The following is a 10,737-nucleotide window of genomic DNA, read 5'->3' as shown; positions in this document are numbered from 1 at the left end:
AATTTTCTGACCACGAGTGAACGATAAACCCGATTTATCGAACACATCGCCCAATTTTCTGACCACGAGTGAACGATAAACCCGATTTATCGAACACATCGCCCAATTTTCTGACCACGAGTGAACGATAAACCCGATTTATCGAACACATCGCCTAATTTTCTGACCACGAGTGAACGATAAACCCTATTTATCGAACAAATCACCCGATTTTCTTGCCACGAATGAACGCTAAACTCGATTTAACGAACACTTATGCTCTGTTTTCGTACTCAAGGATTGAAAAATCCAATTTAACAAACGCTCTAACACCATTACTTTACGATTAAAAAAAGCGACACGATTAAAAAACGTGTCGCTTTTACATATGCATTTATATCATTTAAAATACTTGTTCAATTTCAGTAACGCCTGGGACTTCAGCCATAAGCGCGCGTTCAATTCCTGCTTTAAGTGTAATCGTTGAACTTGGGCAGTTTCCGCATGCTCCCATTAAACGAAGACGTACAATGCCTTCATCAACATCTACTAGCTCAACATCGCCGCCATCACGCAGTAAGAATGGACGTAATTTATTTAATACCTCTTGCACTTGCTCTTGCATCATCCATCTTCCCCTTTCTTTCTTCTTTTATTAGTATATCATTTTTTTGAAAAAAATCTATGCGTATGATTACGTCATTTTTAAGAATTATTTTAACTTTCCCTAAAAGTTTTGTAAAATAGAATTAATAAGGGGATCAGATTACTGAATTTGAGTGGGGGGATACAATTGATTCAGTTAACCGTTTATGGTGCAGAGCAATTATGTGCAAGTTGTGTGCAAGCACCTAGCTCAAAGGAAACGTTCGATTGGTTACAAGCTGCTGTAGATAGAAAATTTGATGACACGAATCAAATTGTTTATATGTATATCGATATTCTTAGTGAAAATAATGTGGAGAAGCATAAGCGTTGGATTGAACAAATCAAGCGTGATGAATTATTTTATCCCGCGGTCGTAGTAGACGACACGTTAGTAGATGAAGGAGTTATTCGAATCAAAAAAGTGTACAAAGCGATTCAAGAACGACTTGATCAAACAATATAGTACTAGGAAATGTCAGTACCCAATACTAATTTAAAAGAAACCAATAATTCGGAGGCTAATATGAACATACCTTTTACAAAAATGCATGGTTTAGGCAATAGCTATATTTATCTTAATTTGTTCGAGTTAACGATTGAGGAAGGCAAGTTATCTTCGTTGGCAATAGAAGTAGCAAATCCTAATACAGGAATCGGTTCAGATGGGTTAATTTTAATTCAACCAAGTGAGGTTGCAACTGTAGGCATGCGTATTTTTAATAAAGATGGATCAGAAGGAAAAACATGCGGTAATGGGCTCCGTTGTGTTGCAAAATATGCCTATGAGAATGAGCTAGTACAAGAAAAAAGATTTACGATTGAAACAAAAGCAGGCAATGTAATAGCTGAAGTCCATGGTACGAAAGAACAAGTTAATGAAGTAACGGTTGATATGGGTGCACCCCGATTTAATCGTCAAGCAATACCAATGGATGGTGGCGATGATAATGAGGTGGTTGCTGAGGCGTTCGATGTCAGTCATCACCCCATGCAATTAACAGCAGTATCAATGGGAAATCCACATGCTGTATTTTTTGTCGATGATATTGATAAAGCACCATTATATGATTTAGGACCAGTTATTACCGTTGATCATCGTTTCCCAGAAGGTGTAAATGTAGAATTTGTTGAAATTATAAGTCCAACTGAAATGCATTTCCGCGTGTGGGAAAGAGGATCAGGTGTGACTCAGGCATGCGGAACTGGAGCATGTGCGGCAACCGTAGCAGCAATTAAAAACAACTACGTAACAAAAGGACAAGAAGTTACTGTTCATTTAAGCGGTGGCGATTTATTCATCTGTTGGTCAGAAGATAATCGTGTTTGGATGAGAGGGCCGGCAGAAAAGACTATTGAAGGTACATTTTACTCTAATTGCTTGTAGTCATACGTGCATGAGAATCGTATGTGTAAAATAACTGGTTAATTTTTCGTGAAAATGTGGTATAATAAGTAATAAGAAAAGTATAGTAAAAAGACCGTAGCGCTAACTACGGTTCCTAGATACCCATTCTTTGAATAGGGGATTGGCGTTATCTAGTGCTTTACCAGAAAATAGCCCTTACCCATTTGTGCAGAATAGGGGGCTATTTTTTTGCGTTCAAAAGAGCAACAACGACAGCAATCAGCGTGATGATCATCGTAGCAAACGAGATCATAAGTGTCAAAGCCTCGAACGTCGTCATGGCATCACCCCCTTTGGGGATAACACCAACCACCCTATCCTATTGGTTTAGTTGTCGAATGAGTACCTAAGCTCTATTATACCATATATTGCCTCCTGGTTTTCGTGTTTTATAATAAATTTCCGTAATATCAAGGTTTGCAAGCTACTAAGTATGATAAACACTGTATACGCAGTATTTGGTGTGATTGATTTATAGCTACTTGTGGCGAATAAAGCGAATACTAAAAGCTAGCTATAGAGTGTGGTTGTACAAAAAATAAACGCATTATCTATTGGGGATTCTACATCATCAAGGCAAACTTAACACACATTACAATCCGTAAAGTTGAAGCGCAAAAGAAATCCTTGTATACTGAAACTGGAAATGGTATGTGAAGGAGGAATTTTAATGGCTTTAATAATTACTGATAATGCTCGCGCTCAAATAGAAGAAATGATGAAAGAAGAAGATCAAGAAACCGTACGTCTACGCTTTGGTGTAAAAGGTGGTGGCTGTAGCGGATTGTCTTATTCGCTAGGGTTTGATTATGATGTGAATGAAGAACTAGATGCAAAAAAAGAAATTAATGGAATTCCAGTTACGATCTTTAAACAGGACATTCCAATTATCAAAGGCACAACGATCGATTTTAAACAGAATATGATGGGTGGCGGATTTACGATTGATAATCCAAACGCGATTGTATCCTGTGGTTGCGGTTCATCGTTTAAAGCAAAGGAACGTGAAGGTACACCAGGGGATTGCTAAGCAAATGAGGAGCGGAGCTTAAATTCAGATGTAACTGATAAATCCTATGTTCCAAGTATAACAGAGGATAAACAACATACTATAAATAATTTTAGATATAAGCACTTACTTTTGTAGGTGCTTATTTTTATTTAAATGATGATTTTTAATTAGTTTTTAGTCTAAGTAGGATATAGATATAACAGCAAATTTATTTAGAAGAGATAAGGAGGGTATGGTTGTGTTAGGTCAATAATACATTCTCTTCTAAAATAAGTTGTAAAATATAATTACTTTTAATAAAACAATTGGATATTCATGTTAAAATAGATGTAAAGAATGTGAATGATTTTTCTTAAACTAACGGGCAGTTGAGTCGAATTAGAATAATGAAAATTGATAATATAGAACCAACTCTCATAACAAAGTAATCCCATTTATCTGAATAAATTCATATTATTTTCCGACCATATCTTAGGAGTAACATTAATTGAAGAAGAATAGCAGATTATCTTTATTAAAGGAAAAGAAGCTGTCACTGTTGTTACGTTGCTGACGTTCAGTATAGTTTAAAAAAATTACCTATCTTAAAGGGACTTATGGTGGAGGGGATAACCTTGACGGAATTTATTGAAAGGTTTAAAGAAATACAAAAACTTAAATGGGAGTTTCTTATTGATTATTGGTATGTATATATCGTGGTCACTTTACTTGGATTAGGGATAGTCATATTTTGGGTTTTGAAAAAATAACGATTTACTTTTGTTATTCAACAGACAAGCTTATAGAACCTCGTTTTTTTTGTACTAAAGTGTGATTTAGCGAAACAAGGGGTCTCTAATGTTATAGTTCCTATAGCTCTATTGAGTGAGCGAAGCAGTTTAGTGTTAAAAAGAGACGCAGTAATTAAAATATTTTTAATCAAAAGATGGTGTAATGATGGATAGAGATAATGATCTGCAAAAGAATATTGAACATACCAAGAAACAAGAAAAATACAGTTGCCTTACTTGGATGGCCATATTATTATTCAGATCAATTATTATTTTCATTGGTGTATTTTCCATTAAACATTTTTCACGAGAAAACTTTTGTCATTAGCCGTTCCTCAAGCGAAACAAATATAATCGAAGTTGTTGAAAAGGGAGAGCCATTTTTTTGGCCCAACCAAGATTACAATTAAGTATAATTGTAAACATATTGATTGAAGTGTTGATAATGATGGTAAAACACTTTAGAAATCAAATATTGCAGTTTATTAGCAAAACAATGATGAGGCTACCAATATCATCTACGATAAAGAGCAATTTTGAAAAGTAATAAAATTTAATGCTAAAAAATTTCTACCTTTTGAATTAGGAGAATTAGAAATTTAACTTGGGTCTTTTACGTTTAAAACGAGTGAATCACCTAATTTGAGAAGTATTATTGTATTAAGAGAGATTAACAAATCTGATGGGACTTCTGAATACGCTTAACATTAAATGAAAAATATGATCTATTGTCAAGAAGAAATATTCATAATAAAAAGGAGCATTTTAATGGAAAGAATTATGAAGCGAAATAACGACGAGATAACAATGAAGTATATTGTTGTCAGTCTTTTCTCATTGCTGACTTTACAAAAGGTAAATAGAGTAGAAAAATTTAAAAAAGAATTAAAAGAACAGCTAGAGCACGATGGTGATTTTGATAAACTTTAAGTAATTTTAGTTATTTAAAAATTACGCTTCCATATGTGTATTAGAAAAGGTGAGGTTAAAATAGACTGACAAAAAAGACAATGAAATTTACTGGACTGTTGAAAATATGTGAGCTACTTTATTTTCGCAAACGGGTGCGATTGTGTAATTAGGAATGCGTCAATTTCACAATAGGAATATATTGCTGAAGACTTTCTTCAAAGGTAATTGGAAACCTATGTTAAAAAAGTATATAGATATTTTGTTTGATTGTATTTTAACTATGTAGCTGGTTATGCAAGTAACTTATAAAGGTGGGGTATAAAAATGGATTTGTTACTTTGGATAGCTGTTGGTTTTATCGTAACCGCATTTGTTGTTCTTGTTTCTATGAAAAAAAGTATGGAAAGGAAGGTGGCTTTAATAATAGAAAACGAGGAAAGTATGGAGAGTAAACAGATTTCAAATAAACCCGTTATCTTGTGGGTAGCAGGAGTAATAGTATGGGGACTGATAAGTATGTTTTTAATTATACGGTCTTTTTCTGTTTTTATGTAAAATGGAGTTAAGACGAAGTAATTCATTTTTATGAAAGATTGCATTTAAGCAAACAGGCGCTTTAATCGTACAAGAAGCTGTTGATGTCACAGCTTTTATTGTTTATTGAACTAATTGGAAAGATTTATTCAATAACAAATATGAAAAGGAGGGTTCATATGAGAAAAATATGGATTCCATTATTATCATCAGTTGGGACAATGTCTCTATTATATTGGATTGGAAATATTTTTAATTTCTCTCTTTTTAAGTTTTCATTCCTATTAAATGAACCATTAGAAAATGGGTTGACTTTTGAGGCGGATATTGCAATACTTCCATTTGCTATCGGCTTAATAGTTGGATTATGCGTGGAACGTATAGTTAAAGCTAGAAGTGAATAATGACTAACGAAGTACAATAAAAGAAAATGAGAACAACAGCGTTCAAATGTTCATTGAAGGTGTTGTTCCGTTATGGGGAGTCTACTTTAGTAAGCAACCCTATTGTTGTTTAGTTAACGGGCAGAATATTTTAAGTATCAATACAAATTAAAAATGAATGAACAGATAACCATGAGTGGGTGAAAAAAGAAAGTAAATACTATAATTTAATTACCAAAAGTTTGGTCTAATTTCACCGTCTTTAGAAGGTATGCACATAAAGATGAAATCTCTTAGGCAAATTATGAAGCGCTTGCAGTTGCATTCTTTAAAGGTAATGACGATAAGGGATGGGAAAACATTGGTCATCCTGATTGGGTTCATTACGAGAATGATAATATGACTGTTTATACTGAATCATTTCGTGAACATGATAATAAAGGTAATGTACTTCGTGAATTATATGTGGTTTTTGGTGAGTTAAATAATGCTGAAATTGAAAAAGTGGAGACAAAAACTAAGCAAGATAAAGCATTTGAACAAGCAGATATTATTATGAATCAAGGTAGACAGTATTACCTTCCAATAGGTAGAGAAACAATTGTGAGAGGTTTATCTAATACTGGAGAAGTAATTGATAGGCAAGGTGGTTAATGCAGGACTGTGAAATGATGTACTTAAGGTAACGTAGTTGGAGAAAATTTTTATGACGCCAGAGGATATGACGTTGTAAACCAGTACAAACCTTATTTTGATAGTTATAAGTTATCAATCAAACAGATCGCATTAGAATTAAAATAGTAAAAGTGTGAAAATATGCCCTATGTCACAACAGATAGATTAAAGCTAGTTACTTTTACAATTGAGATGATGCGAGCAGCGTTACTCAGTAATAAAAAATTAGAAAAGATAACAACACATAACGTTCCTTCTGAGTATCCTATGGAAGTTTATAAAGAATTACTTCCATATAAAATAGAAAGATTCAGTCAATATCCTGAAGAGGATGAGTGGGAGGGTATTATCGTTCATAAGGCAGATAATGTCATTATTGGTGATATGGGCTTTAAAGGTGACCCAGACGAAAATGGAGAAATGGACTTAGGTTATAGTATTCTGCCAAAGTATCAAGGTAATGGGTTTGCTACTGAAATGGCTGTTGCAATGGTTCAGTGGGGATTGAATCAACCACATGTTAAAAGAATAACAGCGAGTTGTTCAAATGAAAATCAGGCCTCCAAACGTGTATTAGAAAAAGCAGGGTTCAAACAGATTAACAAAAAAGACAATGAAATTTACTGGGCTATTGAAAATAAGTAAACTTGATTCACTAAAGACTAGGAATATTTAACAAGGAAAGAGGATTTGAAATGCTAATATATACTACCTTTGATTTTTGGTTATTTTTTTGTTTTAAAACTGATAGAGGCGATTCGTGGAGATGATACGCATCATCAATATGGACTTGTTAAGCATTCAGCCGCTATATTATTTGTCCTGTGGTCTGCTTCTTTTGTTTTCTTACTTACAGCTATTATCGATTAAAAAATATCACTCTCACTAAAGAATAAGACTTCCGCAAGAAGATTGTTATAAAAAAGGGGCCGAACTATGGAAACGGGAATGAAATGTTTAGGGTGCAGATTAGCAAATAAGGTCCAACCAACAAATATCGTATATGAAAATAATTATGTAACTTGTTTTTTAGACTACGCTTCATTTAATGAAGGGCATACATTAATTTTACCTAAACAACATTTTGTAGATGTTGATGAACTGGATAAAGAAACAGCAAGTGCAATAATGAGTGCCTCTATTCTACTATCAAAAGCATTGAAGAAGTTATACAAACCAGATGGAATTACTTTTACACAAAATGGTGGTATTTTTAATGAGCTAATTCATTATCATATGCATGTTGTTCCACGATATAAAAACCAACCTTTTTCTGATTTCTACAACGTGAATTCAGTATTAGCCGAAGATATAAGAGAATTATCAGATACAAAAGAATTGTTAAAGGAAGTGATTGATAAGTTAACAAAAACTTATTAAACTATTGGGCAGCTATAATGTTGAAAAAATAATCATTTATTGAGGTGAAAAAATGTCTATTAAAGGACTTAATCATCTTTTGTTTTCAGTTTCTAATTTAAAAAATTCTATAGAGTTTTATAAAAATGTATTTGATGCTAAATTGTTAGTTAAAGGTAGAAGCACTGCCTACTTCGATTTAGAGGGTATGTGGCTCGCTCTCAATGTAGAGAAAGATATACCTCGTAATGAAATAACACAGTCATACACACATATTGCTTTTTCAGTTGAAGAAGAGGATATTGATAAAATGTACGATAAACTAAAAAGTTTGAACGTAAACATATTATCGAGTCGTCCAAGAGATGAAAGAGATAAGAAGTCTATTTATTTTACAGATCCAGACGGTCACAAATTTGAATTTCATACAGGAACATTACAGAATAGGTTGGATTACTATAGACAAGAGAAAAAACATATGGAGTTTTTCGACTGAAATGCAGTTCCTATTCAACAAACGCTTTAGTTGAACAAAGAGATAATGATATCGTAGCTCCTATTACTTACAAAGCTGTAGTTGCACAATAAATTAACAAGCTAAATGGTTTTACAAATAAATTTAAAAAGACCAGCTATAAAAAGTCAAGGGAAGAATGAAATAGTTTTAGTGATTCTTTGAAAGTGGCGGTATCTAAAAGTAGGCATAACAAATAAGCTTACTAACAATGTATTTTAAAATTAGAAAGGAGTTTGGTTGAAAGAATTCAGAAATATAACGAGGGGAAATGGGGTTCAATACTGAATAAGTTTTTGAAAACAAGTATGTTGATTATTGTAATGGCTAGCGTGTTGGTAGGTTGTAGTAATTCGAAAACAACTGAAACAAAGGAAGAATTAGAAAGTAATACGGCAACAACGGAACAAGTTGCTTCACAAGAAGAAACACAAAAATTTGTTCCGCATATTTCGGAGAAGGATAGCTACATTGAAGGGGACATCAGTAAATGGATTGCGGAGTCACTCGAAATTCTTGAATCAGATTTGAACGATCCAAAACTTGAAACGGCGAACAATGACGAGGGCTTCGAATGTTACTTAAAAGCAAATGAAATAAAGGAGTTAAGGAATAAGTACAAAATTTGGATTCCCGAAACTGTGAAGGAAGAAATTCCGAAAGAATATCTTGAAGAAGAAACAGCATTTGAAAAGGATTTGAACAATGTATTTATGTTGCAATCGTTAATAAACCATTTGCAATTTTCCCGGACTTCACATCTTGGAACGGAAGGGCAAGCAATTGAATCGGTTGAACTCGCAGACCAATGGAGGGAAGTCCAACCACAAATGAAGCAAGCGAACGAATACATGAAGAAACTTTTTCACGACCTTGATGTTGCGTTCAATCATAACGGGGAAGGCGAAACATATGGTGTTACCTACACAATGGGCGGAGAAAATATTAAGGAAATGATACGTTTTTGGGAAGGCGGCGAATAAATTTTTTCGCCTTTTTTAAACCAATGAAAGTTTTTCTTCAATAAGTAATCGAATTGTTATTCCACTAACAGGTCGGAATGTTAAACAAGAAAACTTTATTTGGATAAATTTAATTGAATTAGGAAGTGGAACTAATGAAAAACAAAAAATATATAACAATTGGATTTATTGCAGCCGTGCTCTTTTTTTCAGTAGAGCTAATTAACGATTATAAAGAGAAAAATTTAGGTGATGTTGTAAATTTTAATCCATCAGATCTGAATTATTTGGATATTGACATGGAGGTACATACTAATGAAAAAATATATGCAGAAAAGTTAATAGAATTTATAAGCCAATATAGAGTGCAGAAAATCAGAAGTAAAGTTTGGGAAAGAGAGTATTCAGCAACAAAGGGGTTTACTTTTATTATATCTAAAAAGAATGGGGATTCAGTATCCTTTACTATTCAGCAAGAACGTTTACATTATCATTCAAGTGACTATTACAAAGTTTTAAATGGCCCAATTAATATGGATTGGCTTGAAAACTTTAAAAATGAGTTGGAACAGCGCCAAAAATTAATAAATTCGAATTGAATTTTGAGACTCATATGCTTGATTTGCCGGGTTTAGGTAAAAGCAAAAGTATTGATAAAAGAATTACATCTAAATGCTTAGCTAACTGGGTAAAAGAATATATGGACCAACAGTGTATAGAAAAGGCTAACCTAATAGGACATTCTTTAGGAGGGGCTGTATTATTAGCGTTTGCTGTTCATTACCCTGATAAAGTAAATAAATTAATTTTATTAGACCAAGGACATAAACCCTTTCCAAGAATCCCAAAGTCAGAATTCGGTCCTTTTGCGTATTCTTTCCCATTACTGAATATAGGTGTAAAAATATTTGGAAAGCCTACTCTAAGCGTATTAGCGCCTTTCTTTAATCAAGATAATGATAAAGAAGAAGACTTCGAAGCAAATCTGAAACAATTTTGTAAGCGTGTAGGTATTGAAGAAAATGAGTATATTCGGTTAGCTCTAAAAACTCAAGTCGATTTCTCATTGGATGGTCTTCATCTGATGTTTGGATACTATAATCTTAATCTTCCTAAATTGTTAAAGTCTATAAGGGTTCCTACCTATTTAATCTATGGCACGTTCCAGAATATAAATGATATAGAGCATAAAAACACTACTTATTACATACAAAAATTAAAAAAATTTAGTTTACCAATAACTTATTACGAAATAAATACCGGGCATTATGTCCATTGGAATAAAGAGTTTCCATTAAACAACTTAAGAAAGTTCCTAACAAATACTTTCTAAGTAAAAAAATTATGTTATTGTATTAACGATCAGAGAACTAAAATTAAAAAGGGCAGGAAGGGATATATGATGGAGTGGACAAAAAAGGAAAGTAACCATTATATTTTTCATTATCACATTGGATCACTTGCAGAAAAAGACATAGACGAGATAATAAACATACAAGAGAACTGCTATGAGTTTATTTGTAGTTGTTTAAATGTGGAGATGGAATAGAAAATAAATTACTTCCTGTGTGAGACCGCTACAGA

The 10,737-nt window shown here is 33.1% G+C and carries 17 protein-coding genes; 15 read left to right on the top strand and 2 right to left on the bottom strand.

Features of this window, described 5'->3' with window-relative positions; genetic code table 11:
* Window positions 1-382: 382 nt before the first annotated feature.
* A complete protein-coding gene (locus tag ACH6CY_RS11060; RefSeq protein WP_234400667.1) occupies window positions 383-607 on the bottom strand; it encodes a NifU family protein in 225 nt (74 codons plus the stop codon).
* A 165-nt stretch (window positions 608-772) separates the two neighbouring features.
* On the opposite strand from ACH6CY_RS11060, the gene ACH6CY_RS11055 reads away from it, so the two are divergent.
* Both ACH6CY_RS11055 and dapF read left to right on the top strand, forming a co-directional pair.
* Complete coding sequence (locus ACH6CY_RS11055; RefSeq protein WP_374067393.1) at window positions 773-1,090, top strand: DUF1462 family protein; 318 nt, start codon at window positions 773-775, stop codon at window positions 1,088-1,090.
* Window positions 1,091-1,150: 60 nt separating this feature from the next.
* Entirely contained in the window at window positions 1,151-2,011 is an 861-nt protein-coding gene (dapF, locus tag ACH6CY_RS11050) for a diaminopimelate epimerase (protein WP_374067392.1), read from the top strand.
* Window positions 2,012-2,213: 202 nt separating this feature from the next.
* Here the strand turns inward: dapF and ACH6CY_RS11045 are convergent, their stop codons facing one another.
* The gene (locus tag ACH6CY_RS11045) at window positions 2,214-2,312 is read right to left on the bottom strand and encodes a putative holin-like toxin (RefSeq protein WP_374067391.1); all 99 of its coding nucleotides are present in this window, start codon (window positions 2,310-2,312) and stop codon (window positions 2,214-2,216) included.
* A 390-nt stretch (window positions 2,313-2,702) separates the two neighbouring features.
* Here ACH6CY_RS11045 and ACH6CY_RS11040 point away from each other — a divergent pair, with 390 nt between their 5' ends.
* The 13 genes from ACH6CY_RS11040 to ACH6CY_RS10980 all read left to right on the top strand — a co-directional run bounded on the left by ACH6CY_RS11040 (window position 2,703) and on the right by ACH6CY_RS10980 (window position 10,486).
* Window positions 2,703-3,062, top strand: a complete 360-nt coding sequence (locus ACH6CY_RS11040; protein ID WP_374067390.1) for a HesB/IscA family protein — start codon at window positions 2,703-2,705, stop codon at window positions 3,060-3,062.
* Window positions 3,063-4,011: 949 nt separating this feature from the next.
* Window positions 4,012-4,224 (top strand): hypothetical protein, encoded by a 213-nt coding sequence (locus ACH6CY_RS11035; protein WP_374067389.1) that lies wholly within the window; start codon window positions 4,012-4,014, stop codon window positions 4,222-4,224.
* 358 nt (window positions 4,225-4,582) lie between these two features.
* Entirely contained in the window at window positions 4,583-4,744 is a 162-nt protein-coding gene (locus ACH6CY_RS11030) for a hypothetical protein (RefSeq protein WP_374067388.1), read from the top strand.
* Window positions 4,745-5,050: 306 nt separating this feature from the next.
* Window positions 5,051-5,281 carry a hypothetical protein gene (locus tag ACH6CY_RS11025; RefSeq protein ID WP_374067387.1) on the top strand — a complete coding sequence of 77 codons (231 nt, stop codon included), beginning with the start codon at window positions 5,051-5,053 and terminating at the stop codon, window positions 5,279-5,281.
* A gap of 158 nt (window positions 5,282-5,439) precedes the next feature.
* Complete coding sequence (locus ACH6CY_RS11020; RefSeq protein ID WP_374067386.1) at window positions 5,440-5,664, top strand: hypothetical protein; 225 nt, start codon at window positions 5,440-5,442, stop codon at window positions 5,662-5,664.
* Window positions 5,665-6,042: 378 nt separating this feature from the next.
* Entirely contained in the window at window positions 6,043-6,297 is a 255-nt protein-coding gene (locus ACH6CY_RS11015; RefSeq protein ID WP_374067385.1) for a hypothetical protein, read from the top strand.
* Window positions 6,298-6,459: 162 nt separating this feature from the next.
* A complete protein-coding gene (locus ACH6CY_RS11010) occupies window positions 6,460-6,963 on the top strand; it encodes a GNAT family N-acetyltransferase (protein ID WP_374067384.1) in 504 nt (167 codons plus the stop codon).
* A gap of 69 nt (window positions 6,964-7,032) precedes the next feature.
* Complete coding sequence (locus tag ACH6CY_RS11005) at window positions 7,033-7,188, top strand: hypothetical protein (RefSeq protein ID WP_374067383.1); 156 nt, start codon at window positions 7,033-7,035, stop codon at window positions 7,186-7,188.
* Between the two features lie 66 nt (window positions 7,189-7,254).
* Window positions 7,255-7,698 carry an HIT family protein gene (locus tag ACH6CY_RS11000; RefSeq protein ID WP_374067382.1) on the top strand — a complete coding sequence of 148 codons (444 nt, stop codon included), beginning with the start codon at window positions 7,255-7,257 and terminating at the stop codon, window positions 7,696-7,698.
* A 52-nt stretch (window positions 7,699-7,750) separates the two neighbouring features.
* Window positions 7,751-8,173: a FosM family fosfomycin resistance protein gene (gene fosM / locus ACH6CY_RS10995; RefSeq protein ID WP_374067381.1), complete on the top strand. Its 423-nt coding sequence runs from the start codon at window positions 7,751-7,753 to the stop codon at window positions 8,171-8,173.
* Window positions 8,174-8,487: 314 nt separating this feature from the next.
* On the top strand, window positions 8,488-9,174 hold the full coding sequence (locus tag ACH6CY_RS10990; protein ID WP_374067380.1) for a hypothetical protein: 687 nt from the start codon (window positions 8,488-8,490) through the stop codon (window positions 9,172-9,174).
* Between the two features lie 134 nt (window positions 9,175-9,308).
* Window positions 9,309-9,752 carry a hypothetical protein gene (locus ACH6CY_RS10985; protein ID WP_374067379.1) on the top strand — a complete coding sequence of 148 codons (444 nt, stop codon included), beginning with the start codon at window positions 9,309-9,311 and terminating at the stop codon, window positions 9,750-9,752.
* Window positions 9,749-10,486, top strand: a complete 738-nt coding sequence (locus ACH6CY_RS10980; RefSeq protein WP_374067378.1) for an alpha/beta hydrolase — start codon at window positions 9,749-9,751, stop codon at window positions 10,484-10,486. Before ACH6CY_RS10985 ends, ACH6CY_RS10980 begins: the two co-directional genes overlap by 4 nt.
* The last annotated feature ends 251 nt before the right edge of the window (window positions 10,487-10,737 follow it).

The sequence above is a fragment of the Paraliobacillus sp. JSM ZJ581 genome, from assembly GCF_044383835.1.
Classification (GTDB): domain Bacteria; phylum Bacillota; class Bacilli; order Bacillales; family Amphibacillaceae; genus Paraliobacillus.
Note: the sequence above shows the minus strand (reverse complement) of the source record. Positions and strands in the feature narration are given on the sequence as shown.